The following is a 25,829-nucleotide window of genomic DNA, read 5'->3' on the forward strand; positions in this document are numbered from 1 at the left end:
ACGCTTTGAAGCCCGTCGCCAAGAGGATTTGAACCTCCGACCCCTCGCTTAGGAGGCGAGTGCTCTATCCAGCTGAGCTATGACGACACATGCCGCAAACCCTTGATTTTACTGGGTTTCTGGGATTTTTCCCTTCGGCCATATATAAGATTATCAACTCTTTTTCGAGTTGTCAATCTACAGATTTTTTTGCTTTGATAACATTAGAACGTTCCCCAATTTGGGGAATGCTTTGTTGTCACCTTTGGCATTTTTCAGAATAGATTCGAACTGAAAGTTGTTTTTCATTTTTTCCCTTTGGGGAATGCCTCGGCTTTCTCTTAGGAGGCGAGTGCTCTATCCAGCTGAGCTACGAGGACATATATGGTTGTGAAACATTTCGGATGCTTCCGGAAGTTTCACAACCATTATTTTACTATATTTATTTTGAAATTACAAGAATTAATTCCGTGTCTGGCAAACTCCTGTTACTTTGCCGGCAAAGCAGCGAAAGTAAAATATTCATCTCAGACCCCGAGATTTTTTTCAATAATGCAGCTGTCCCTGCAGCCAGATCGTTCCTTTAAAGCGGCGGCCAACTGCCGGCTCACCGAGAAGATCTTTGCTGTTGATGCAGACATCAAACTGCATATCGTTGCTCTCAATAGTCATCTGGCAGATTTCTTCGCCAGTCAGGATATTCTTAAATTTCATGATGTCCAGAATCTCGCCAAGTACATTGTACTGGTCACACTCAATTCCATATGGCATGAAATAGGAATCCACAATGGTTAAAATATCGTCAGTAACGATCCTCTGGGAGATCATGGAATACGTATCCATATCTTCCATTGTAAGGCTTTCCATTGCTTCCTCATCACCATTTCTTGCAGCCTCGATAAGATTCGTTCTGTTTTTGGCAAGCTCTCGCTCCACCTTTACAGCTTCTTTATCTTTCTGCACCGGAAAAAGGATCTTTCCTTCTGAAGCAAGACCGGAAACGGTTACAGGTCTGTTTCCGGGATCTTTCAGGCCTCTGCATTTTTCCTGCATATATTCTGCCGGATTCTGCAGATAAAAGATCATCGTCACACCAATACGAAGATCATCACATGCACCTGCATAAGATTCTTTCTCTGTATGACGTTCAACAGTTACTTTTTCCCTGGATGTGATTCCTGTTCCTCTGAAAAACGGGAAATAATATTCCACGTGAAACTCACCGTTCTCATCGTACTGACCACAAACGCTGATTCCACAGTCGCAGCCGTAATTCTTAGAAAACTGTACAAATACACCTTCCGGATGATTTTCCACGCAAACTTTTTCATCGTAGTTTGCGATCACATCACGGATGATCTCTTTTACTTCACTTCTTCTGGTAACCTGTGAAAAGCCAACGGCCTTTAAATAACTATGCACAAGAACACCTCCCTGAAAAAGCCTGCGTTTCTCTTACGCGCGTGTCTTTTTCTCAATCTTTGTCATACCGCCCATGTATGGCTGCAGAGCTTTTGGAATGCTTACAGAACCGTCTGCATTCAGGTTATTCTCCAGGAAAGCGATGAGCATTCTCGGAGGTGCTACTACTGTGTTATTTAATGTATGTGCAAGATATTTCTTACCATCTTTTCCGTTTACACGGATCTTCAGACGACGTGCCTGTGCATCACCAAGGTTGGAGCAGCTTCCTACCTCGAAGTATTTCTTCTGACGTGGGGACCATGCCTCAACATCAAGAGATTTCACCTTAAGGTCAGCGAGGTCACCGGAGCAGCACTCAAGTGTACGAACCGGAATATCAAGAGAACGGAACAGATCTACTGTATTCTGCCACAGTTTGTCGAACCACATTTTGCTCTCCTCTGGCTTGCAGACAACGATCATCTCCTGTTTCTCGAACTGATGGATACGGTAAACACCTCTCTCCTCAAGTCCGTGAGCACCTTTCTCTTTACGGAAGCATGGAGAATAGCTTGTAAGTGTTTTCGGAAGCTCTTCCTCCGGAATGATCTGGTCAATGAATTTACCGATCATGGAATGCTCACTTGTACCGATCAGGTAAAGATCCTCACCCTCGATCTTGTACATCATAGCGTCCATCTCAGCAAAGCTCATAACACCTGTAACAACGTTGCTTCTGATCATGAAAGGCGGTACACAGTAAGTAAATCCACGATTGATCATGAAATCTCTTGCGTAGGAAATTACTGCGGAATGAAGACGTGCGATGTCTCCCATCAGATAATAGAATCCGTTACCTGCAACACGTCTTGCGCTGTCAAGATCGATTCCGTCAAAGCTCTCCATGATATCTGTATGATATGGAACTTCGAAATCCGGAACAACCGGCTCACCGAATTTCTCGATCTCTACGTTCTGGCTGTCATCTTTACCGATCGGTACCGAAGGATCGATGATGTTCGGGATTACCATCATGTCTTTCAGAAGCTCTTCCTCAACCTCTTTCTCTCTCTGGGAAAGTTCCTCGATACGTGTTCCGGATGCAGCAACCTGTTTTTTAACCTCTTCTGCCTCTTCTCTTTTTCCCTGGCCCATAAGAGCACCGATCTGTTTGGAGATCTTGTTTCTCTCAGCACGGAGAGCCTCAACCTCCTGCTTAATCTCTCTGTTCTCTTTATCAAGTTCGAGAACCTTGTCAACCAGCTCCAGTTTGCTATCCTGGAACTTATTGCGGATATTCTGTTTTACAACCTCCGGATTCTCTCTCACAAACTTAATGTCTAACATGATATTCCTCCTGTATTAAAAATATTCTTATTTTTGTAATTTTTATTCTTTCTCGATCTCACCAAGTCCGAAGTTTACGGCTTTTCTCAAAGCTTCCACTTCTTCCTGGCTGAGGACAACATAGGATTCACCTTTTACAATTTCCTTTAAATAAAGAAAACAGTTGTCACGGCTGTGAACCGCATTCAGGATCAGACCTGTGTTATTCTTATCAAGAAGTGCCAGCGCAAAACTAAGTTTTCCGCCTACATCATCAAAGGCATCATACTTCTCAACACCATATTTGCTGAACATTACATTCAGATTTTTTTTGATAAAGCTGATGTCATGATCATGATCTTCCTTTGCCTCATACAGCCGGTCGATCTGTGCAAATTTTCTTACAAAAACTTTTTCCAGTGACTGTGCATCTCCGCCTCTCATAAACAGCTTATATTTCCGTTCCAGGCGGCTCAGACGCATATTGCTGCTCACCACATTAATCAGAAGAATGATGGTAAGGATCAGCAAAATAATGATCACAATCCCGGAATCAATTCCTATGCTTTCAAAAATTCCGCTCATTCTGCCTCCTATCTGATAGATTCGAACAGATCAATGATCCTCTCCAGTTCATCCCTGGAATAATATTCAATTTCAATTTTACCTTTGTTGTTTTTCTTTCGCTGAATGGATACCTTTGTTCCCATAATGCCTTTCATTTTTTCTTCCAGGCTTTCATAAATGGCATCCTCTGCGGTATTTCTCTCTGTTTTCTCTTTTTTTGCCGGAGAAACCAGATTTTTTACAAGTTTTTCCGTATCACGGACACTGAGTTTCTCGTCAAAAACCTTCATGGCTGTATTTTCCTGAAGGGTTTCATCGGAAATTCCCAGAAGTGCTCTTGCATGGCCTGCAGAAATCATATCTGCAATCACCATTTCCTGCACTTTTGAAGTAAGCTTCAGAAGACGCATGGAATTGGTTACCGCTGTTCTGCTCTTGGCAACTCTGTCTGCGATTTCATCCTGTTTCAGGTGAAACTCTTCCATCAGACGTTTGTAGGCCATCGCTTCCTCGATAGGGTTCAGATCTTCCCGCTGAATATTCTCAATCAGAGAAATCTCCACGATCTCCTGGTCCGTAAACTCTTTTACCACAACCGGAACTTCCTTAAGACCAGCCATCTTGGCTGCTCTCCAGCGACGCTCTCCTGCTATGATTTCAAAATAATCCTTCTTATCTGATACCAGCAGCGGCTGAAGAACGCCATACTGTTTGATAGACTCAGAAAGTTCCATCAGTGCGTCCTCATCAAAATGCCTTCTCGGCTGATTCAGATTCGGTTCCACACTGGAAATTTTTACAAGACGTTCTGCCGCAGGTTTTTCCTGTGCTTCCGTTTTTTCTTTCTTTCCCGTAGATCTTGTCCTTTTTACAGTTTCCTTTGACGTTCCACCGGCTTTATTAGGAATCAGTGCATCCAGACCTCTTCCAAGGCCTCCTGTTTTTCTTGCAGCCATTATTCGCCCTCCCTGCTGATAACTTCTTCTGCCAGAAGACGATAGCTTTCTGCTCCTGTAGATCTTGAGTCGTACAGATTGATCGGTTTTCCATAGCTTGGAGCCTCTGCAAGTCGTACATTTCTCGGAATGATCGTTTTGTATATATTCTGATCCAGGTTTTCTTTTACATTCTCTACAACCTGGAGTGACAGATTTGTTCTGGCATCATACATGGTGAAGACCACGCCTTCGATTTTCAGACGTTTATTCAATCTGTCTCTCACCAGTTCGATGGTATGTATCAGCTGTGACAGACCTTCCAGTGCGTAATATTCACACTGAATCGGCACCAGAACAGAAGTTGCCGCCGTCAGGGCATTGATTGTCAGCATGCTCAGTGACGGCGGACAATCCATGATTATGTAATCATATTTCCGACGCAGTTTGTCAGTAATCTTTTTCAGGATATATTCCTTATCCTCAAGATCTACCAGCTCAATCTCAGCACCGGAAAGATTCATATTCGATGGTATCAGGTCAACATTATCTACTACGTTTTTTATAATGGTATCTTTGGTCTCTGCTTCTCCAAGCAGCAGCTCGTAAAGGGTATTTTCTACTGCATTCTTGTCTGCGCCAAGTCCACTTGTGGTATTTCCCTGCGGATCTATGTCAATGGCAAGAACCTTTTTCCCTTTTTCAGCAAGGCAGGCCGATAAATTAATCGCCGTTGTTGATTTTCCAACCCCGCCTTTCTGATTGGCAACTGCAATGATTCGTCCCATTTTACCCCTCCTTTTTTGTATTTTTTAAGGGATTTTTACTCATTGGATACCATTATAACACTTTTATTTTTAAACCGCCACATAATGTTTCACGTGAAACAATAGAAAATGGGTTTTGAATTATTTTATTTATTGTATAGTATACCCAAACCACAGTGCTCTTAAACTGCCCTTACAATACTCTGTTTTATTGCAAAACCACAGATGATTCTTCTCAGGGCAATGATTCCACTTCTCTCTTACAGTACTATAGCAGTTCCAGGAATGCCTCAAAAAGATCGGTCCCATACGTAATCTCCGTAATGATTCCACCTCCCTCCCACAGTATTTTTACTGTAATGCCACAGAACTGAACGCCAGCGTTTTTACCGGATTTTGCCTTACAATATGCTTGCTGTTCTTACTGCAAAACTGACCGCGCGTATTTCAGTACCTGCATGGCAGTTTTTTACATTTCTTACAATATGCAGCTCTTACTGCCTGGCACGTTCTGTTATGCATTTATGAATGCAATTATTTCATATTTTATTATCAGCAATTGCTGCTCTTTTTCAGCGTATATGCCCCCAAGTTTGTCACCATTTAACCAAATCAAGTAAGTCCCCTGCTTCAATTGCGAAAAACAATAAGCAGTGGGTGGGGGACTTGCTTGTATCAGGAGGAGTGCAAGCTCCTCCTGATAAACTGCGGAGCAGCTATTTGGTGTAGAGCTACGTAGCGAAGCGGATTGCGAATATCCGCTTGACCTGAATCAAGTAAGGCCCCACCCTCTGCTTATTTCTTTTCGTAATAGAATCAGGAGACTTACTTAATTCGATTGGATAGATAAAATCATTTACATTTGTCATGTAGTTATGTCTTGCTTCTATATATCAAATTACTCAAACGCCTCTCTATTTCCCTTCAGGATAAAAACAAAAACAACTGATACTACGATGAAGAGCGAAATGTTGTAAAAGATTTTTTGGTATCATTTTAGAAAATATAATGGCATATTTTGGTATATAGCAAAATGAAACAGCGATTTTTGGCGTATTTTAGGAATGTCTGATTTTTGCCATTTTTATCATTTTTATATAATATATAGAAACTATAAGTTACTAAAAACGCTTATTTTATAAGCGTTTTATCGCTAGTATAGTTGAATTTATATTGTACAGGAAAAGCGTATTATTTTTTCATTTTAACCAGCAAGTTTCATTTTGTGCTATTCCTTTTTCCTGGTTATACGCCGCGAAGCGGCGTATTTATATTTTTTATTTCCGAAATATCCCATTATGTATTATTTGTCTCCTGTCCTCGTCAAAACCAGCTCAAACATAGCAGAAACACAGCAAAATAACAGCTCTCAGGCGCCCTAAAACGCCTCTTTTTTTCTATATATGGGCCGTCAAGTGGATATTCGTAATCCGTTTCGCTGCCTGCCCATAGCCGAATAGCTACTTCGTAGCTTATCAGGAGGCATGTAGGCCATCCAGATCATTGTTAAGCAGGCATTTGCAGCAAAAACAGCATTATTTTTTCTATTTTTTTCGTATCTTTCATCGTATTTTTAACCAAATCAAGTAAGTCCCCTGCTTCAATTGTGAAAAGCAATAAGCAGTGGGTGGGGATTTGCTTGTATCAGGAGGAGTGCAAGTTTCTCCTGATAAACTGCGGAGCAGTTATTTGGTTATGAGCAGGCAGCGAAGCGGATTGCGAATATCTGCTCGACTGCGTGCAGGTGCACATGACGGTGTTTGGGTGTTTTTGTGCATTTTTATATATGTACTATAAATCGTACACATATATTATTGCGGTACTATAAACCGTACTTTTATATCGTTTTTAGCGTTAAACCTTCGTATTTTGACGTATTTCTTTTTTCATTTCCCACCTTTGCAGAAAAGTCCGATATATTGGACATATGTTTTTTCTTTTCTCATTCCATACTACTATCCCTTTTGTCAAATATCATTTTTTCTTTTCAAAATCTTTATGAATTCCCCCCTTGTTCTTCTTCTCTTATTCTCAGCTTATCTCTTTACACTATCGCCATATAATTTATCGATAAAAATCTCCGTCCCTACTCCATACCCCGCAGATGCAGGCACGTTTGCGTTTAACTTAATCTTGCCGCTCTATTTCCTGAAATGCTATAATACAATCACGAACAATCTATCTATATCGAAAGGAATATTTCTATCATGAATCCAACCAACAAAGATCAGGCAAAGGCTCAATTAGATAAAACGCTTCAGGGAAATGACAAAATCGAAACTGCAATCGCTGCTCTCCAGCAGGATGCCACTGAAGAAATGCTGGTGCACGTTCTCACGGTAATTCGTCGCAGAATGAAAGAGTATGCTCAGCTGATCGTAGCTGTAGAACCACCAAAAGGTGATGGAAAGATTAATCTCCAGGCTATAAAAACCGGTGATGGAAAACAATGGTGGGCTGCTTTTACCAGTTTTGACGAAGAATTAAAAGGCAGCAGTCAGATCATGTCTACTTTCACAGCAGACATTGACAAAATTTTTCACGCAGCACTCCAGGAACCATCTATTGAAGGAGTAATCATCAATCCCTGGAACCGCACTATTATGCTGAATAAAACTTTAATCAATATTATTCTGGGAAATCCTGTATAATTTGACTCTCTGTATCCACAACCACAGCTATGGCAAGTGAAAACCGGCAGAGTATTTATTCACTCATAAACTGTGGTGCAATTTATTCGGTGCAGAGCTACGAGCAATGCGAGATGCAAATATCCGCTTGTCCAGTAGATAGCTGCACCTCCGTAAATAACTACAGCATCTATGGCATAATTGCTTTACATTTGTCAAAAAAAATCTCCTGCCTCTCACTAAGTGAAGCGGATATTCGCAATCTGCTTCACTACTTGCTCATAACCGAATAATTAACTACTTCGCAGTTTATCAGAAATTGCTTACACTCTTCCTGATACAATCAATCCCCCTGCTTATTGCTTTTCGCAATTGAAGCAGGGGACTTACTTGATTTGGTTAAAAAAGGAACTATTTGCCTGTATTACATGCAATATATGTTTCACGTGAAACATACACTGTAAAACAGTCAAGTAAATAAATTCATCCGCATTTATTACTTACTCATAACCGAATAACTGCTTCACGGTTGTATCAGGACCTGCTTGTGTTCCTGACACAACCTCATCCCTCCACACACCACATTTTGTTTCTCGTAGCTTCACAAGGAGATGGGAACTTTCCTGATTCGATATAAAAAATATCGCTCATTTTCTATCTTGTTTCACATGTTACCTTCCTTACTCCAATCTACAAAAGCATTGTAAATTTTCCACCAATAGCGTATAATAAAAGCCAGAAAATATTCAGAAAAATACCATCAGATCAGTGAATTTTAGTGCATCGAACAGTATTTTCCCAAATCATTTAATACGAATTTCAGGAGGCTTTCAATGAAGAAAAACGGACATAAACTACTTACTCTTGCTGCTTTATTAGGAACAGCCACAGGAGTTATTCATATTACAAATCGTTTTATAGATGCCACATCTCAGCTTAAAGATATGCTGGAGCAACCACATGGTAAAACATATGACTGGCGTTTTGGAAAAATCCACTATACAAAGCAGGGACATGGTTCTCCACTGCTTCTCGTTCACGATATAATGCCAGGCGCATCTGGCTATGAATGGAATGCCGTTGAAAATCAGCTGGCAACAGAACATACCGTTTACACGATTGATCTTTTGGGCTGTGGACGCTCTGAAAAGGTAGAGATTACCTACACAAATTTTGTATTTGTGCAGCTTCTCTGCGACTTTGTTAAGAATGTAATTCACGAAGAAACAGATATTATTGCCAGTGGTTTTTCCGGTTCTTTTGCAATCATGGCATATCGTAATAATTCCGACTATATTCGCAAGATCATGCTTGTAAATCCACCAAGTCTCAGTTCACTGAAGCAGGCCCCATGTGAAGACAATAAATTATTCAAACACATAATCGAACTTCCTGTCTTCGGAACACTGATCTATCATATCGCATGTGCACGTGAGGCTATCAGCAGCATGTTTATGGAACAGTTATTTTATAATCCGTTTCACGTGACCGATACACTTGTAGATACTTATTATGAATCCGCGCATAAAGGTGGTTCCAACGCCAAATATCTCTATTCCAGCTATATTGGCAAGTATTTGAATATCAGCATCAACAACGCAGTTGAATCTTCTGATGCCTGCATTTATATCATTTCCGGCAAAAAAGAGGCTTCTGGTTCTCTCATTGCCGAAGAGTATCAGAAACTGAATTCTTCTATTGAAACTGCAACAATTCCTGATACCAGACATCTTCCTCACATCGAAGATCCTGAGCATTTTCTGGAGCAGGTATCAATTTTTCTGTAAACAAAAAAGCTCCTGCTTGCAGGATTCTCCTCCTGCGGCAGATTGCTTCAGCGGCATAATTGGCATAATTTCTCTCCGGCGCAGCGTGATCCTGCCCGGAGATTTTTTTGTGTTATTGGAACATTACGGAGTAATCACCTATGGCATAAAAAAATGGGGTTGTCACATTGTGATATGCTACCCTCATATAGGACAATGAAATATAAAAGTCCTATATGGAGGCAACAATTGTCAGTGCGACAACCCCATTTTCGTATTTTATTTATTATTGTTTCACGTGAAACATCAGCTCTTATTTTATCTTAAAGCCTGTTCCAAATACATATGTGTTGTATTATCAATCAGCTTATGGGTAAGCTCTGCCATATGCTGTGTAGATTCCTGGTTTTCAGAAGAGAGCCATGTCTTGATCATTCCTACACATCCATTCAGACAAAAGGCGTACGCATACTCAATATCCCGATTATTCTTAGGCAAACGAATAGACAGACGATGCAGAACTGTATCCGCAATCAGCTTTTCGATTCGGCTGACAAACGCCATATCCCCATTTTTTCCGAGCAGTGCAATACAAATATCCTTATTATTATCCAAAATTGTAAAAATCTGCTCAATAAACGGATAAGAACTCTCCTTATTGTTAAGAGGATCAAGCGGATAATCTTCTACTAAATGAGAAACTTCATCCATCAGTTCCGCCTCAATAGATTCTAACATCTGGTAAATATCTGTATAATGAAGATAAAACGTGGAACGGTTGATATCTACTTCTTCCACCAGTTCTTTCACAGTAATCTCTTTAATACTCTTCTTCTGCATAAGACGTGCTAATCCTGCTCGAAGCTGTGCTTTTGTTTTCCGTACTCTTCTATCAACTTTTTCGGCCATTTTTCTTTTCCCCCTGTTATTCCGTAAAGCTATAATAAGTAAAGCGGACATTCGCATTCTACTCTACTTCATGTTCATAAATCACCATATAGTCAAGCGGATATTCGCAATCCGCTTCGCTACTTGCTCATAACCAAATAACTGCTCCGCAGTTTATCAGGACTTGTTTGTACTCCTCCTGATATAAGCAAGTCCCCACTCATTACTTATTACTTATTGCTTATTGCTTTTCGCAATCCCGCGGAGAGGGCTTCCTTGATTCGGTCATTTTCTCTCAACTATAGTATTTCTGGAATTACTATAATATCATGTTCGTGTCTGCAGCCATAAAAATCATCTTTCTGTATTAGACATTTTTCGCATTTATGTCCATTAATATACATTCAGTAAATATTTAATGGTTGTATCTATGTTTTGTGTTTAGTATAATACATCACGTAAAGAAAATCAACACTTTGTTTGATAATGGATTTGAGAGCTATTAATAGAATTTAGTATGTTTAATAGATTTTGAAGCCATTACTGGAATAAAGTTTGATTAAGCAACTAAGCTTTATATAAAACTAAATAAAGAAAGGGATAGGTAAAATGATCAAAGACGAATGGAAAAGCCTACTTCGTAACAAGCTCATGCTTATCGTTGTAATCGCTATCATCGTTATCCCGATCATCTATGCAGGCCTGTTTCTGAAATCCATGTGGGATCCTTACGGAAGCGTGGATAACCTGCCGGTGGCCGTGGTAAACGAAGACAAACCAGTTGAGTATAATGGCAAGACGCTAAGTATAGGTAAGGATATGGCGGATGAGCTGAAAGACAACGACTCAATGGCATTCAACATTGTAGACAGCAAAACAGCAGAGGACGGTCTGGCAAACGGAACCTACTACATGGTTATCACAATTCCGGAAGACTTCTCCGCAAATGCAGCTACTGTAATGGATGATAACCCCAAGCAGATGGAGCTGACATATCAGACCAATCCGGGAACCAACTACATCGCTTCCAAGCTCAGTGAAACAGCAATGCTGAAGCTTCGCGACAACATCGCCTCCCAGGTTACAGAAACCTATACAGAAACCGTTTTTGATTCTATCTCAGAAGCGGGTGACGGAATGCAGGAAGCTGCTGACGGATCCGGAAAACTTGAAGACGGACTGACTACAGCTGCTGATGGTAACAAAACCATTACCAAGAACCTGAAAAAACTTTCCACAAGTACTCTTACATTCGTAAGCGGTGCTGACAGTCTCACAGAGGGACTTAAGACATACACCGATGGTGTAGCTCAGGTTAACGACGGAGCCAAGAGTCTGGATGATGGAGCAAAACAGCTTGACAGTGGTGTCGCTACTCTCACCAACAAGGTACCGGAGCTTACAACCGGTGTTGACACTCTGGATAAAGGTGTGAAACAGTACACCGCAGGTGTTGATCAGTTGAATGAAAACTCCGATGCACTGAAAAGCGGTGCAAGCAGCCTGGAATCCGGTGCCAAAGCTTTAAGCGAAGGTATCAATACTCTTTCCAGTGGTGCTACAAAGTATGTCAGCGGTGCAGATACTCTGGCTGATGGAACAACCGCTTATGTAAAGGGTGCACAGGAACTGGCAGACGGCGCTAAACAGCTCTCCGCTCTGGAAAGCCTTGGAGATGTTTCTGATGGTATCGCTCAGTTAAATACCGGCGTTACAAAAGGAACTAAAGATTCTCAGTCTCTGGTATCCGGAACTGCAGCTCTGGAAGCAGGAACCCAAAAGCTTAACGACACTGTTTCTGCTCTGAAGGGAAGCACTACTGAAGAATCCTTCAAACAGCTTTCCAGTGGCCTTACAAAGGCTCAGAAAGGTATGGAATCTGCTTCCGCCGGTATGACTAAGGCTCAAACTGGTATGGAATCCGCTTCCGCAGCCATGACTCAGGGTGCGTCAGCTGTTACCGGTCAGATCGTACCTGGTCTTAACAGTGCAGCAAGTGCTCTTACTGATGCAAGTACAATGCTTTCTTCCAAAGCAGAGGGTCTTGGTACTGCATTTGGTGGAATGAAAGCTCAGATCAGTGCAGTAAGCTCCGCAATGGATACATACGGACAGACAACAACTTCAACACTTAATGACGCAAACGGAAGAATTGATGCCGCACAGCAGGCTATGAACTCTGCTGTTGCAGAACTTCAGGCAATTCAGAGCGCACAGGATGAAGATGGAAAAATTTCCGCTGAAAGCCTCAGCAATGTGATCAATACTCTGTCCGGTGCTGCCGGAAGCGCTTCTCAGGTAGATACTTCCTTTGCAGCCGGATATTCTGATCAGGTTTCCCAGTTGGGCGTTGTAAATGGTGAAATTGATGCAGTTCAGGGAGAACTTGGAGATGCACTTTCACAGCTGAACAGCAAAACTGAGGATATTAAGAGCAGTGTACAGACTCTGACAGGTGCTGCAGCAACTTTGAACCAGCTTGCAGACGGACTGACAAGTGGTGCTACAGAAATGAGCAATGGTGCAGCAGAAATGGGCAGCGGTGCTACAGAAATGGGCACAGCCGCTACTACAATGGGCGCAGTTGCAGGTCAGCTTCCTACAGATATGATCTCTCAGCTTTCCGCTGTTACACAGCAGCTGTACGCGGGTGCAACAGCTGTAAATACCGGAACAAAAACTGTTTCCGCCGGACTTCAGAAACTGGAGACTGGTACCGCAGCTTTCCCGAAAGCAGCCGCCGGAATCAAAGCTCTGAACGATGGATTTGATAAATTAACCGCAAACAACAAGAAACTTACTGATGGCGCAACAAGTCTGAAAAAAGCAGGAAAACAGATCACAAGCGCACTTCCGCAGGTGAAATCCGGTGCAGGTCAGCTTGCCGATGGTTCTGAAACACTGACTACAGGAATTAAGACATACACAGATGGCGTCGCTAAACTGGCCGCTAACAGTTCTGCTCTTACAAGCGGTACCAGTCAGCTTTCCACTGGAGCTAAAACTCTTTCCAGCGGTGCTACTACTCTTGCAAACGGAACTAAGACATTAGCAAACGGTACCTCAACTCTTCTCAGTGGTACCAAGAAACTTGTAAGTAACAACAGCACTCTGAACAATGGTGCGAAACAGCTTGCAGATGGTGCTGCTCAGATCCAGAGTGGTTCCTCTCAGCTGTATGATGGTTCCAAGAAACTTGGAAGTGGTATGAAAGAACTGAAAGATGGTTCCAAGACATTAACCACAAGCCTCAGTGATGGAGCTAAAACAGTTAAAGATAACTCAGCAAGTGATGAAACAATTAAAATGTTCGCAACACCTGTTGTGAGCGATGAAACAAAACTTACCGATGTTCCGAATAACGGACACGCAATGGCACCTTATATGATGTCTGTAGGCCTCTGGGTTGGTGCACTGGCATTCTGCCTGATGTATCCTCTGGCTCAGTATAAAGGCAAACTGAAATCCGGTTTTGCATGGTGGGCAAGCAAAGCTTCCGTACTTTATCCGGTAGCAATGCTTCAGGCAATCTGTCTGATCCTTCTGTTACATGCATTTAACGGATTCACCCCTGCTGAGATGGGCAAGACAGTTCTCTTCGCCTGCCTCGCAGCAATGACCTTTACATCCATGATGTACTTCTTCAACATTACACTTGGTAAAGTAGGAAGTTTCCTGATGCTGGTATTCATGGTCGTTCAGCTTGCAGGATCTGCCGGTACTTATCCGGTCGAGATTTCTCCTGCATTTGTTGCAAAGATTCACGCATACCTGCCATTCACCTACACAGTTGATGCATTCCGTGCAACGATCAGTGGTGGCAGAAGCATTACTACTTCTGTAATTGTACTGGCTGTACTGTTTGTGATCTTCACGATCCTGACAATCCTTCAGTTCAATCACATGGCCAAGAGAAAGAAAGAAGAAAAAATCGTTCTCTTCGACTGGCTGGAAGAAAGAGGTCTTGCTTAACTAATATGTAACTGACAGAAGCTCCCCCGAACCTTCTGTTGGATATAAAAAAAATAAAACCTGTACGGTGGACTGAAAAACCACTGTACAGGTTTTTTTATTATAGAAAGCCCCGGAACTCCTGATCCATGGAATTCCGGGGCTTAGTTTTATTTTTCACTTTTCCGCCTCAGCCGTTGGTGTTGCTGTGGCTTCTGTTTTTGATTCACCGTTTATCAGTGTCTCATATGCATTAAACATTTCTTTTACCGTCATTTTGTTTACGAGAAATACTTTGTTTCCAACGACAGCTGCGTAATAGTTTGTGTCATATGTGTAGAAGGTAACGGTTGTCTGGTTCTTATCAGAGTCTGTGAATACAGCAGTCATCTCCGGGTCTGTAGCCGGTGTATAAGCGTCCGTCAGTCTCTTCTGGCCTGCCATATTTATCAGCTTGTTATAGAAAGTGGTAAAGGTTGTACTTTCTATCTCCTTACCATCCAGCTGATAAGTCGTTGTCTCTTTATCATTGCCGTCATCATCTTTGGATGTTTCACGTGAAACATTTACAGTATTTGTTGCGCCGCCGTAAGTAACCTGAAGCTGATCCAGATTTTTTACAGACAGATAATTGACGATCAGTGACCAGAGATCTGATGGTGCTTTGTCAATAACTGCGCTCAGAGTATCCGCGGACATTGTATAAATATGTTTGTTATCCACAGTTACATATCGACTGCCATCACTTGCTTCATCGCCAACGTAGATAACAAGTTGTTTATCTACTGTTGTTGTCTTGGTATCCTCTGAAGAACTGCTGGCATCAGAAGCATCCGTGCTGTCAGAACTATCTGTCGAACTGTTTTCTGCTGAAGCTTTATCATCAGTACTGTCGACACTCTCAGAATCACTCTCAGAGGCTGTAGAATCCTTTTCTGAAGAATCTGTACTGTCTGAGCTGTCATCCTTCACCTCTTCCTGATAATCCACTGTAATCGTCGTATACGGCTTATCAAGGCCATACTGTGAAAGATCCTCTGCATTATAATTTACAAACTGATCATATGCAAAATTTCCAAGTCCGGAGGTTACATTTCCTGCTGCTGTAGTATCCGCAGTTTCTTTATCACTGCTTCCATCGCTGGAAACATCCCAGGTAGCTCCATCAGAATTTTCTTCCAGAACATAGGAATCTTTATCCTCGCTTACCTGGACTTTCTTTACTGTGGAAGAATCAATTGTCGGGAAATCTTCTCCCTGTGCATAATCGTAAAGAGATTTCATAAACGGAGTGACCGTATCTGCCGCTACTACATACACAGTACTGTCATCATCATCTTTGGAAATGTAATACTGATTCGTGGAAGTATTCTCATCTCCGATATTAAACTTGGTTGTGCCATCACTGGTATCAACGGTCACCGTATTGGACGGGGAATCCAGCCCATATTCGGTAAGATCGTCTACTTTTTTCAGAACCCTGTCAGCTTCCACCTTTTCGATGGCGGAAGCTGCAGAATCCAGAGTTGTCTGATTTACAGGGAAAGCAGTCTCATCTTTTTTCACCCAGGAATCATCTTTTTTCTCAAAGGTAGTTTCCTTCTTGTCTACGATAAATTCCAGAGATTTGATGTCATCCGTTTTCACGGAAAACACTTCTGTTTTGCTTTCCTCCTCACTGCTGCTCTCTGTCTTTTCCTCTTTGGATACGTAGGTATTCAGTCCCACATACGTACCACCTAGAACTGCCAGAACAACAACAGCTGAAACAAGTTTGGTTGATTTTTTCATTATGCTTTTCTCCTCTTAAGCCAGATTAAAAATCCTGCAACAAGGAACACTCCCGGGATCAGACCAATAGTACAGATCTTCCAGAAGGCTGCATCATAATCCGTTACGGTCAGGCTTGTAGACTCAAGGCTCTTGGATGGGATGGAAACGGAATTGCCGTCATCTGTGCTGGTCATCCAGTTTAAGGACTCCAGAAGAAGTTTTTCATTTCCGCCGGATACCATCTGGTTTACCTGACTCTCCATCAGATTTGCTGTGGAGTAGTAAACGATCTGTGTTTCCTTGTCATCATCCAGTTTCTCAGTAATGGCAACACCAAGATCAAACGGGCCGTCTACATCTCCGTCTTCTTTCTCGATATTGCTGCTCTGCATGTTTGTCTTAGAGTAAGCCTGGTTAGAAGTTGTCAGGATACTGTCAATCGTTACGGTATCTCTTACGTCATCTGTTTTCTGAATACCCTGTGCATATGGAGCCAGTACATAAGAGCCTGCGGAAGCGGTCTCAGAGCTTGCATCTGTGCTGTTAACAGTCGGTACCAGATAATACGGCATCTGCATTCCATAATGCTGGCTGTCGCCCTCAAATACGATTCCTGCTGCACGTTTTACGCCATAATTTTCAAGGACAGCATCGAAGTTCGGCAGATCATCCTGTGTATAATCAGAGAAGATCATGGCCTTTCCGCCCGCCTCCAGATAATCCAGGATCTCTGTTTTTTCTTCCTCGGAAATATCGCTCGTCGGAGATACGATCATCAGGCAGTCAGCATCGTCCGGAACTTTTCCTTCTGTGAGAAGGTTCAGATCCTTGATATCAATGTTGGCTTTCTGGATATCCTCTTTAAAGCTGGAATCCAGATCTTTTTCGCCATGTCCGGATAACGTGTACATGATCGGAAGGTTCTCGGATGTCACATATCCGATAGCACTTGTGATCTGTCCCTCACCGTCAAATCCGGTCGTGGTCTGCTGCCAGGTATTGTAGTCTACAGAAGTAGAATACATATCGTTGTAATTGATAACTTTTTTTCTGTCTCCGCAAACTACGATCAGGCTGTTTGATGCAAGATCATCGCTTGTATATTCAGAAGCAAATTTCGGATTTACAACCGGATCTTTTACTTCAACTTTAATATGTTTGGACTCATCTTTATAGCGTGACAGCAGGTTGGAAATCGTATCATCCTCAGAGCCGCTTGGTGCGATCTGGTAAATGGTCACATCTTTATCCAGTGCTTTCAGCACTTTCTTTGTCTCATCACCGATGGTATAAAGCTTGGATGAACTTACATCCAGCTGTGAATATTTAGACGGGATTGCACCTACGATCATATTGATCACAACTACGATCACGATAAAGATCGCTGCCATAGCCATGCTGTAAGTACCATTTTTAATATGCTTTTTACTGATAGTGCCTACCAGTTTTTTCGGATCTGGTTTATGTTTCTTTTTCCCGGAATCCTGTGCAGTTTCTGTCTCTACTGCCTCGCTTTTATTTTTCTTGAATTTCTCACTGAATTTCATTTCCATTAACCCCCTAGTTCCAGCGTCTCTTCTGAATGGACTGCATGGTGAGAAACAGACAGATTGCAACAACAGAGATAAAATATACGATTCCTGTCACGTCAAACACACCGTTTGTAAAGTTCTCATAATGTCCGCTCAGATTAAATACATTCAGTACTTTCTGGATACCACCCTGGAAAATACTTGATTTTACAACGTATACGATCACAAGGGCAACTTCTCCTACAACTCCGATCACTGCAGAGATCAGAACATTTTTGATCATGGTATAAATGATAATTGCGATCGCCACGATCAGAAGTCCGAATGCCACTGCCGTTGACATGGAAGTCTGTGAGAAAAATGAGGAAATTCCATTCATCATATAGAAAGCAAACAGAAATACAAAAGTAAGTACTGCTGCAATTACCTGGCTTTCCGTAAGTGCTGACATAAATACACCAATTGCCAGATTCGCACATCCAAGAAGGAAAAATCCCAGGATTCCTGTATATGCGGAAGCATAGGAAATGGTTCCAAATTTACTCATGATCAGTGGATAAAAGCACATGATCACAACCGGAATGGCAAATACGGCTACCAGTGCAAGGTATTTTCCAAATACGATATCCCACACAGATATCGGCGCTGTCAGAAGCAGCTGATCTGTTTTTTGTTTACGTTCTTCTGCAAGTACACGCATGGAAAGGATCGGCACACCGATCAGGAACACGAAGGTCAGTGCGCTTAATGTAGATTCAAATTTTGAATAACCTGCTGAGAGCTGATATGCGGAAAAATAAATTCCAGTCAGCACCAGGACAAAAAATATGAAGAGATATCCAACCATGGAGGTCAGATAGCTTTTCAGTTCTCTTTTAAAAATTGCTGTCATGACTGATCCCCCTCTTTTTTATCTGAAGCTTTCTCCGTTTTCTCAGATTTTTCTGTTTCCGAAGATTTATCTTCTACCGGTTTCCACTGTGATCTTTCCTGTTTCCCGGTGGATTTCTTTTTTTCTCCTTCGGTAAGCTCAAGGAATACATCCTCAAGAGAAACTCTCTTAACCTGCATCTCGTAGATCGGGCAGTTTGCTTTTGCCATAGCATAGAAAACTTTTTCGCGGATATCCACATTTTCCTGAATGGAAACTTTTGTTTTCCACAGTTCTTCGTCGCTGTCGTAGGACATTTCCACACCGGTAACGCCTTCGATCGTTTCCAGATCTTTTCGGATGGTATCTTTCTCGCCTTTTACTTTCATAAGGAGACTGTTGGAACCTGCTGCCAGACGTTCCAGATTGTCCGGCGTATCACTGGCTACCAGTTTTCCGTGTGAAATGATCAGAACGTAATCACATACTGCTCTCACCTCGGAAAGGATATGAGAACTTAAGATAACCGTATGTTTCTGTTTCAGGCTTTTGATCAGGTCACGGATCTCGATGATCTGCTTCGGGTCAAGTCCTACTGTAGGCTCATCCAGGATGATCACTTCCGGATATCCAAGGATCGCCTGTGCAAGGCCAACTCTCTGGCGGTAACCTTTGGAAAGGTTTTTGATCAGACGGTCTTTCATGTCTGTGATCTTTACCATATCCATGACTTCTTTTATCTGTTTGTCTTTCTGGTTTCTTGGGATTTTTTTCAGATCAGCCGCAAATTTCATGTACTCAAGAACAGTCATGTCAAAATAGAGTGGCGGCATTTCCGGCAGATAGCCGATACATTTCTTGGCTGCCTCCGGTTCTTCCAGAATGTCATGACCATCGATCATTACTTTTCCCTCTGTGGAAGCAATGTATCCTGTGATCATGTTCATTGTTGTTGATTTTCCTGCACCGTTGGGGCCCAGGAATCCGTAAATTTTCCCCTTTTCGATCTGAAAGGAAAGATGGTCAACGGCTGTATGATCGCCGTATTTTTTGACCAGATTACTTACTTCGATCACTTTACTCTCCTCCTTTTATTCTCCGGGAAATACTTTTTCAATTCTTGATTTCCCATCTTATAAGATGCCAGAGGCAAAAGGTCGTAAAACAGAGGCCCTTTGACTCTGGCGTCTTTTCAATAGAAAATGCCCCTGGATGAAACAGAGAATGGGGGAATCCAGGGGCATCTCTATCATTTTATAGTGTAAAAGTAATTTGTGATAAAAGTAGGATAAATTTGTGATAATTTTGTGAAACAAATCAGCGAAAAATCTCCTGTCACACAAATTCTTCTTTTGTTCGACAGGAGATTACATTTTCTGAGCAGCAAGATTCTGTTATGCCAGTGGTTCTCTGAGCGGCGTTCCTGCTTTTCTCGGGTATTTTCCAGGTGTGTTTTTTACTTTTTCGATGATGACCAGGGAACGGCTGATCTCGGATCCCGGAAGATCGAAGTACTGAATGTCTCGGATCTTTCCACCGAGGATTTTTACTGCTTTTTCCGCCGCTTCGGCTTCTTCCTTTACTGAGCCGGATTTATAGGAGACAAAAAGTCCTCCGACTTTTACGTATGGGAGACAGTATTCGGACAGGGTTGCAAGACCGGATACTGCTCTGGATACACAGAGGTCATATTTTTCTCTGTAGGCTTTGTTTTTTGCATATTCTTCGGCTCTTCCGTGGATGGCTGAGATGTTCTCAAGTCCAAGGAGTGCAAAGGTTTCTTCCAGGAATTTCACTCTTTTGTTCAGGGAATCCAGAAGGCAGGCTTCCAATTCCGGGAAAGCGATCTTCAGGGGAACCCCCGGAAATCCGGCACCGGTTCCGATGTCCATGACCGTTTTTACCTTGCTCATATCTACGGCTTTGACACAGCAAAGGCTGTCCAGGAAATGTTTCACGAGAACCTCATCGAATTCTGTAATTCCGGTAAGGTTCATAACTTTATTTTTTTCTACAAGGAATTCGTAGAACTGGATAAACTGATTTTTCTGCGTGTCATTAAGAGTAATTCCAAGTTCTTCGCAGCCTTTTTCCAGGATTTCTAAATTGTACATGCAGTTTCCTCTCTTATTCTTTGTTTTTTATGTTTTCATTATTCAGAATGTTATCAATGTTTATGTCCGGCTTTGCTTTCCAGGTATACAAGAAGTACAGAGATATCTGCCGGGGATACGCCGGAGATTCGGGATGCCTGGCCGATGGATACCGGTCTGTAAGCCTCCAGTTTCTGACGTGCTTCAATGCGGAGGCTTCCTACATCTTCATAATCAATGTCTTCCGGAATTTTTTTCTGCTCCAGTTTTTTGAACTGCTCCACCTGTTTCATCTGGCGGCGGATATAGCCATCATATTTGATGTTGATCTCTACCTGCTCACATACATCTTCTGGAAGTTCCGGTCTTTCTTTATCAATCGGTGCAAGCACTTTATAGTTAAGTTCCGGTCTGCGGATCAGCTCTGCAATGGTGGTTCCTGATTTCAGCAATGTACTTCCCTGAGATTCCAGAAGGCTCTGTACTTCTGCAGAACCGCCTACAGTCGTATGTTCTACTCTCTCGATCTCTTCATGGATCATTCGTTCTTTTTTCTGCAGTTTATGGTATGTCTCATCATCGATCAGGCCAACCTCCCAGCCTTTTTTGCGGAGACGGAGGTCTGCATTGTCCTGACGGAGCAGCAGGCGGTATTCGGCGCGGCTTGTCATCATTCGGTACGGCTCATGGTTTTCTTTTGTTACCAGATCATCGATGAGAACGCCGATATATGCCTCGGAGCGATCCAGGATCAGCTGTTCTTTTCCTTTTACTTCCATGGCTGCGTTGATTCCTGCGATCAGACCCTGAGCGGCTGCTTCCTCGTATCCTGAGCTTCCGTTAAACTGTCCGCCGCTGAAAAGGCCCTTGATCTTTTTGAATTCCAGTGTCGGGTAGAGCTGGCGTGGATTGATGCAGTCATACTCAATGGCGTAGGCATTTTTCACGATCTTGGCGTGCTCCAGGCCTGGTACGGAATGGTACATTTCGTACTGGACATCTTCCGGAAGGGAGCTGGACATTCCTCCGATGTACATTTCATTTGTGTAAAGGCCTTCTGGCTCAATGAATACCTGATGGCGTTTTTTGTCTGCAAAACGGACGACTTTATCTTCGATGGACGGGCAATAACGCGGACCGGTTCCTTCGATCATTCCGGAATAAAGAGGGGATCTGTCCAGGTTTGCGCGGATGATCTCGTGTGTTTTTTCGTTTGTGTAGGTCAGCCAGCAGGATTTCTGCTCGATCTGTACGGATTCCGGGTCTGTGGAGAAGGAGAACGGTACGACTCTTTTGTCTCCGAACTGCTCTTCCATTTTGGAATAATCGATGGTGTTTCCGGCGATCCTGGCAGGGGTTCCTGTTTTGAAGCGGAACATTTCGATTCCCAGTTTTTTCAGAGAATCCGTGAGATAGTTGGCTGCCTGAAGGCCGTTTGGTCCTGTGTAGTTGCTGACATCGCCGTAGATGCAGCGGGCCTTGAGGTAGGTTCCTGTACAGAGAACTACGGCTTTTGCGTGGTAGGTGGCTCCTGAAAAGGTTTTTACACCGGTGATGTGGTTATCTTCTACCAGAAGTTCTGTTACTTCGCCCTGGCGGATAGTTAAGTTTTCTGTGTTTTCCAGAGTTTTTCGCATCTCGGTGCTGTAAGCCTGTTTGTCGGCCTGGGCACGGAGAGAATGGACTGCAGGGCCTTTGGACTGGTTGAGCATTTTGGACTGGATGAATGTTTTGTCTATATTTTTGCCCATTTCTCCACCGAGGGCGTCCAGTTCGCGGACGAGATGGCCTTTGGAACTGCCGCCTACGTTGGGGTTGCAGGGCATCAGGGCGATGCTGTCTACGCTGACTGTGAACATGACTGTTTGCAGGCCCAGACGGGCACTTGCTAATGCGGCTTCGCAGCCTGCGTGGCCGGCGCCTACTACTATGATGTCGAAAGACTGTTCCAGATTTTTCATGCTTTTTCTCCTTTATTTCTATTTTTTATCTTTGTTTTTATTGTGTGATGTATGTTTTGCTTTCCTTGGCAGGAGGCATGGGGTTCTTGCTTTGGGAAGATAAGGAAAATCGCAAAGGGGCCGTAAAGCCACGGCCCCTCTGCACACCCCTCGGGCTTTTTTTTAGAAGCGCTTGGTTGTGGAGATGTGTGACTTTATCGACTTTTGTCTGTATTCTTCGGTGTTGAATATGGGACGCTGTGCCGATTGTTGCAGTGTAGCTGCAACGAGGCTCTCGACGTGCGGTGCACGTCTGCGGGGGTATACAAAGTTCTGTTTGCCACGTTTCGGCTCAGTGTTGAATTGCCAGTACAGAAGCATACAGGCACAGGTTAGTAACTTTCTGCCTTCCTCAATCGCCGCACTTTGTAAAAAAGGCCCAGGGGTGTGCAGAGGGGCGCGGCCTTGTGCCCCTTTGCGGTTTTCTCACATTCCAATGTGAAATACCTCTGCGGGCTTCCGCAGCCTATGCCTATGCATATGCATAAATCCCTGCGTACTCACGCAACCCTCGTGGGAACTACTTGCCCATACAAAATTTAGAGAATATCTCATTAACAAGGTCTTCCCCAAGTGATTCTCCCAGAATCCTTCCCAAACTCTCATACGCATCCGTCAAATCTATAGAATAAAAATCCTCCGGCATTCCGCTCTCTATACTGTTCTCTACCAGAGAAAGACTCTCCTTCGCTTTCAGAAGTTCCTGCCTGTGGCGCTCATTCGTGATATATACTTCATCATTGAAGTTTATCTCCCCACTGAAGAACATTTCCCGGATTTTTTCTTCCAGATCCGTAATTCCTGTTTCTTCTTTTGCAGAGATTGGAATTACCGGCTGGTTTATTCTGGACTTCAAATCTTCTATATCTATAGCAGATTTAAGATCTGTCTTGCTGTAGAGGACAATTGTCTTTTTCTCTTGCAAAATTTTTATGATTTCTTCGTCGTTTTCATCCAGCGGTACGGAGGAATCTACGACATAGAGAATCAGATCCGCATCTGCTGCCATTTCTTTGGCTTTGGATACGCCGATCTTCTCAACGATATCTTCCGTCTGGCGGATTCCGGCTGTGTCGGCGATCTTTAATGTGATCCCGTGCAGGTTGATGTACTCTTCCAGTACATCTCTGGTGGTTCCTGCGATGTCGGTTACGATGGCTCTGTCTTCTCCCAGAAGCAGATTCAGCAGAGATGATTTTCCTGCGTTTGGCTTGCCCAGGATTACTGTCCGGATGCCTTCCTGAATAATCTTTCCGTCTCCGGATGTTTTTAACAGGTTCTGTATTTTTTCTTTTTCTTCTGCTACGATCTGCTCTAATTCTTCTGAGTATCCTGTCAGATCATAGTGCTCCGGGTCGTCTAATGCCGATTCAATGTACGCTATATGGTACAGTAATTTTTCTCTGATCTGCTGTACGGTTTTTCGGACTGAACCCTTTAATTGGCCTACAGAATTCTTTAATGAGTACTCATTTTTGGACTGTATCACGTCCATAACGGCTTCTGCCTGGGAAAGATCGATCCTTCCATTGAGGAATGCACGCTTGGTAAATTCTCCCGGTTCGGCAATAATGGCTCCGTTTTTCAGCACAGTTTCCAGTACTTTTTTCATAGCCAAAACACCGCCGTGGCAGTCGATTTCTATGGTATCTTCCCCTGTATAGGTTCTTGGTGCGCGCATGGCCATGACCAGAACTTCGTCTACCATTTCTTCACTATCATAGATATATCCATAATGGATCGTGTGGCTTGGAACGTCTTTCAGAGATTTTTTTCCTCCTTTAGAACGGTATACTCTGGATGCGATCTCGAAGGCCTCCGGGCCACTGATCCTGACGATTCCGATTCCCGATGCACTCATGGCCGTGGAAATCGCCGCAATCGTTGTCTCTTCCATTTTTCACTCTCCTTTATCAGGCGGATAAAAACATCCGCATCTGCTATGTAATTCTGCATCAGATAACTGCTGCACAGTTTATCCGGTTAAACGCAAAAATGTTACTCCGGAAAAGCTTTTTACACGCAAAAAACACGTGTTATTCACGCTTTCACCTAGAATAACATCTTCTGTCAGTTTCCATATTTATAAAGCTGATCTCTGCATTCCGAATGTCCGCTGCAGAAATATCTTTTATTATTTGCTCTTCAATGATTATAAAGAATTGTTGTGGAGATTGCAATGATAATTTTTAACCAAATCAAGTAAGTCCCCTGCTTCCATTGCGAATATCCGCTTGACTTTCCGGTTTTATGAAAAAAAGCCGCATCCACGAAGCTTAACGCTCCGGGATACGGCTTATATTCTTACCACTGAATCAGTAATTATTACGTTTCAGTTTTACCACTACATGTCTGTAAGGTTCTTCTCCCTCACTGACTGTCTCTACATAGCGGTTGCCCTGCAGAGATGCATGGATGATTCTTCTCTCGTATGGATTCATCGGCTCCAGAACTACCGGTTTTCTGGTTTTCTTTACCTTGAAGGCGATTCCTCTTGCAAGGTTTTCCAGAGTTTCTTTACGGCGGCGTCTGTAGTCCTCTGTATCAAGCTTTACACGAATGTAAGTAGACTCGCCTTTGTTTACTACAAGGCTTGTCAGATACTGAAGAGAATCCAGTGTCTGACCTCTTTTTCCGATCAGGATACCCATATCCTCACCTTCAAAATCTACATCCAGAGAACCGTCAGCTGTGTTGTATTTCGATGTGATCTCCACTTCTCCAAGATCCATGGATCCGAATACATCACGAAGAAATACTACTGCTCTCTCCTCAACCTCTTTGATCTTCTCCGGATCAGTCAGGATCTCTACCGGTCTGCCCTGCTTCGGTGCTTTTTCACGTGTTTCCTTTGGCTGGCGCTCCTTCGGAGCTCTCGGCTGTTTCTCACGTGCAGGTTTTGCTTTACCCTGGGAATCTCTTGCAGGTCTTTCCTTCGGTGCTGCAGCCTTCAAAGGTGCCTCTTCAGATGTTTTCTCCGCCTGTACAGACTCTGTTTTTACCGGTTTCTTCTCCTTTACAGGAGCTGCCTTCGGTGCAGATTCTTTCTTTACATTTGGAGTAAAAGGCTTGTCTAATTTCTTCTCTTCTTTAATAGCGTCCAGTTTCACGGACTCTACCAGTTCATCGATCTCCTGCATATCAGAAACTGGCTCGATTCTGCGAACTTTGATCACGGCAGGTTTGCTGCCGATTCCGAAGAATCCGGAGCTGCCTTCACTGATAACCTGAATATCAAGCTGGTCACTGGAAGTTCCAAGCTCAAGACACGCTTTTGTGATAGCTTCATTCTTTGTTTTTGCTGAAAACTGAATGTAATCCTCCATTACGAACCCCTCCGTTCCTGA

17 protein-coding genes and 1 tRNA gene are annotated in these 25,829 nt (G+C 43.0%); 3 read left to right on the forward strand and 15 right to left on the reverse strand.

Going from position 1 to position 25,829, the window contains the following annotated elements; all coding sequences use genetic code 11:
* Positions 1-13: 13 nt before the first annotated feature.
* The 6 genes from G5B12_RS10350 to G5B12_RS10375 form a co-directional block, all read right to left on the reverse strand.
* Positions 14-87: transfer RNA gene (locus G5B12_RS10350), tRNA-Arg, on the reverse strand.
* Positions 88-525: 438 nt separating this feature from the next.
* Positions 526-1,401 (reverse strand): DUF3881 family protein, encoded by an 876-nt coding sequence (locus G5B12_RS10355; RefSeq protein ID WP_021976387.1) that lies wholly within the window; start codon positions 1,399-1,401, stop codon positions 526-528.
* A 33-nt stretch (positions 1,402-1,434) separates the two neighbouring features.
* Positions 1,435-2,730 (reverse strand): serine--tRNA ligase, encoded by a 1,296-nt coding sequence (serS, locus tag G5B12_RS10360; protein ID WP_021976386.1) that lies wholly within the window; start codon positions 2,728-2,730, stop codon positions 1,435-1,437.
* A 42-nt stretch (positions 2,731-2,772) separates the two neighbouring features.
* Positions 2,773-3,294 (reverse strand): DUF4446 family protein, encoded by a 522-nt coding sequence (locus G5B12_RS10365; RefSeq protein ID WP_118170150.1) that lies wholly within the window; start codon positions 3,292-3,294, stop codon positions 2,773-2,775.
* Between the two features lie 8 nt (positions 3,295-3,302).
* Positions 3,303-4,232: a ParB/RepB/Spo0J family partition protein gene (locus G5B12_RS10370; RefSeq protein WP_174088167.1), complete on the reverse strand. Its 930-nt coding sequence runs from the start codon at positions 4,230-4,232 to the stop codon at positions 3,303-3,305.
* The gene (locus G5B12_RS10375) at positions 4,232-4,999 is read right to left on the reverse strand and encodes a ParA family protein (protein ID WP_118063702.1); all 768 of its coding nucleotides are present in this window, start codon (positions 4,997-4,999) and stop codon (positions 4,232-4,234) included. The genes G5B12_RS10370 and G5B12_RS10375 overlap by 1 nt, the downstream gene beginning before the upstream one ends.
* A gap of 2,186 nt (positions 5,000-7,185) precedes the next feature.
* Here G5B12_RS10375 and G5B12_RS10380 point away from each other — a divergent pair.
* Both G5B12_RS10380 and G5B12_RS10385 read left to right on the forward strand, forming a co-directional pair.
* On the forward strand, positions 7,186-7,629 hold the full coding sequence (locus G5B12_RS10380) for an SseB family protein (protein ID WP_174088168.1): 444 nt from the start codon (positions 7,186-7,188) through the stop codon (positions 7,627-7,629).
* An 812-nt stretch (positions 7,630-8,441) separates the two neighbouring features.
* Positions 8,442-9,395 carry an alpha/beta fold hydrolase gene (locus G5B12_RS10385; RefSeq protein WP_021976918.1) on the forward strand — a complete coding sequence of 318 codons (954 nt, stop codon included), beginning with the start codon at positions 8,442-8,444 and terminating at the stop codon, positions 9,393-9,395.
* Between the two features lie 297 nt (positions 9,396-9,692).
* On the opposite strand, the gene G5B12_RS10390 is transcribed toward G5B12_RS10385, so the two are convergent.
* Positions 9,693-10,283, reverse strand: a complete 591-nt coding sequence (locus G5B12_RS10390; RefSeq protein WP_118071876.1) for a TetR-like C-terminal domain-containing protein — start codon at positions 10,281-10,283, stop codon at positions 9,693-9,695.
* Between the two features lie 588 nt (positions 10,284-10,871).
* On the opposite strand from G5B12_RS10390, the gene G5B12_RS10395 reads away from it, so the two are divergent.
* Positions 10,872-14,234 (forward strand): YhgE/Pip domain-containing protein, encoded by a 3,363-nt coding sequence (locus tag G5B12_RS10395; protein ID WP_174088170.1) that lies wholly within the window; start codon positions 10,872-10,874, stop codon positions 14,232-14,234.
* A 156-nt stretch (positions 14,235-14,390) separates the two neighbouring features.
* Here the strand turns inward: G5B12_RS10395 and G5B12_RS10400 are convergent, their stop codons facing one another.
* The 8 genes from G5B12_RS10400 to jag all read right to left on the reverse strand — a co-directional run bounded on the left by G5B12_RS10400 (position 14,391) and on the right by jag (position 25,808).
* A complete protein-coding gene (locus G5B12_RS10400; protein WP_174088172.1) occupies positions 14,391-16,004 on the reverse strand; it encodes a DUF4340 domain-containing protein in 1,614 nt (537 codons plus the stop codon).
* Positions 16,004-17,533 (reverse strand): GldG family protein, encoded by a 1,530-nt coding sequence (locus G5B12_RS10405; protein WP_174088173.1) that lies wholly within the window; start codon positions 17,531-17,533, stop codon positions 16,004-16,006. The genes G5B12_RS10400 and G5B12_RS10405 overlap by 1 nt, the downstream gene beginning before the upstream one ends.
* Before the next feature lie 13 nt (positions 17,534-17,546).
* The gene (locus G5B12_RS10410) at positions 17,547-18,410 is read right to left on the reverse strand and encodes an ABC transporter permease subunit (RefSeq protein WP_021976020.1); all 864 of its coding nucleotides are present in this window, start codon (positions 18,408-18,410) and stop codon (positions 17,547-17,549) included.
* Entirely contained in the window at positions 18,407-19,465 is a 1,059-nt protein-coding gene (locus tag G5B12_RS10415; RefSeq protein WP_118063689.1) for an ABC transporter ATP-binding protein, read from the reverse strand. The genes G5B12_RS10410 and G5B12_RS10415 overlap by 4 nt, the downstream gene beginning before the upstream one ends.
* A gap of 318 nt (positions 19,466-19,783) precedes the next feature.
* Positions 19,784-20,503: a 16S rRNA (guanine(527)-N(7))-methyltransferase RsmG gene (gene rsmG / locus G5B12_RS10420; protein WP_021976018.1), complete on the reverse strand. Its 720-nt coding sequence runs from the start codon at positions 20,501-20,503 to the stop codon at positions 19,784-19,786.
* Between the two features lie 53 nt (positions 20,504-20,556).
* Positions 20,557-22,443: a tRNA uridine-5-carboxymethylaminomethyl(34) synthesis enzyme MnmG gene (gene mnmG, locus G5B12_RS10425; RefSeq protein WP_021976017.1), complete on the reverse strand. Its 1,887-nt coding sequence runs from the start codon at positions 22,441-22,443 to the stop codon at positions 20,557-20,559.
* Positions 22,444-23,002: 559 nt separating this feature from the next.
* The gene (gene mnmE, locus G5B12_RS10430; protein ID WP_021975972.1) at positions 23,003-24,379 is read right to left on the reverse strand and encodes a tRNA uridine-5-carboxymethylaminomethyl(34) synthesis GTPase MnmE; all 1,377 of its coding nucleotides are present in this window, start codon (positions 24,377-24,379) and stop codon (positions 23,003-23,005) included.
* 418 nt (positions 24,380-24,797) lie between these two features.
* The gene (jag, locus tag G5B12_RS10435) at positions 24,798-25,808 is read right to left on the reverse strand and encodes an RNA-binding cell elongation regulator Jag/EloR (RefSeq protein ID WP_021975973.1); all 1,011 of its coding nucleotides are present in this window, start codon (positions 25,806-25,808) and stop codon (positions 24,798-24,800) included.
* Positions 25,809-25,829: the final 21 nt, after the last annotated feature.

Origin of the sequence: Blautia sp. MSK.20.85 (assembly GCF_013317245.1) — a bacterium.
Lineage (GTDB): Bacteria > Bacillota > Clostridia > Lachnospirales > Lachnospiraceae > Blautia_A.

What these genes read in the sequence shown, in the direction of transcription:
- G5B12_RS10365 (WP_118170150.1), bottom strand. Translation starts at nt 3,294, where the DNA reads ATGAGCGGAATTTTTGAAAGCATAGGAATTGATTCCGGGATTGTGATC.
- G5B12_RS10400 (WP_174088172.1), bottom strand. Translation starts at nt 16,004, where the DNA reads ATGAAAAAATCAACCAAACTTGTTTCAGCTGTTGTTGTTCTGGCAGTT.
- G5B12_RS10380 (WP_174088168.1), top strand. Translation starts at nt 7,186, where the DNA reads ATGAATCCAACCAACAAAGATCAGGCAAAGGCTCAATTAGATAAAACG.
- G5B12_RS10405 (WP_174088173.1), bottom strand. Translation starts at nt 17,533, where the DNA reads ATGAAATTCAGTGAGAAATTCAAGAAAAATAAAAGCGAGGCAGTAGAG.
- G5B12_RS10385 (WP_021976918.1), top strand. Translation starts at nt 8,442, where the DNA reads ATGAAGAAAAACGGACATAAACTACTTACTCTTGCTGCTTTATTAGGA.
- G5B12_RS10395 (WP_174088170.1), top strand. Translation starts at nt 10,872, where the DNA reads ATGATCAAAGACGAATGGAAAAGCCTACTTCGTAACAAGCTCATGCTT.
- jag (WP_021975973.1), bottom strand. Translation starts at nt 25,808, where the DNA reads ATGGAGGATTACATTCAGTTTTCAGCAAAAACAAAGAATGAAGCTATC.
- G5B12_RS10370 (WP_174088167.1), bottom strand. Translation starts at nt 4,232, where the DNA reads ATGGCTGCAAGAAAAACAGGAGGCCTTGGAAGAGGTCTGGATGCACTG.
- serS (WP_021976386.1), bottom strand. Translation starts at nt 2,730, where the DNA reads ATGTTAGACATTAAGTTTGTGAGAGAGAATCCGGAGGTTGTAAAACAG.
- G5B12_RS10410 (WP_021976020.1), bottom strand. Translation starts at nt 18,410, where the DNA reads ATGACAGCAATTTTTAAAAGAGAACTGAAAAGCTATCTGACCTCCATG.
- rsmG (WP_021976018.1), bottom strand. Translation starts at nt 20,503, where the DNA reads ATGTACAATTTAGAAATCCTGGAAAAAGGCTGCGAAGAACTTGGAATT.
- mnmE (WP_021975972.1), bottom strand. Translation starts at nt 24,379, where the DNA reads ATGGAAGAGACAACGATTGCGGCGATTTCCACGGCCATGAGTGCATCG.
- G5B12_RS10375 (WP_118063702.1), bottom strand. Translation starts at nt 4,999, where the DNA reads ATGGGACGAATCATTGCAGTTGCCAATCAGAAAGGCGGGGTTGGAAAA.
- mnmG (WP_021976017.1), bottom strand. Translation starts at nt 22,443, where the DNA reads ATGAAAAATCTGGAACAGTCTTTCGACATCATAGTAGTAGGCGCCGGC.
- G5B12_RS10390 (WP_118071876.1), bottom strand. Translation starts at nt 10,283, where the DNA reads ATGGCCGAAAAAGTTGATAGAAGAGTACGGAAAACAAAAGCACAGCTT.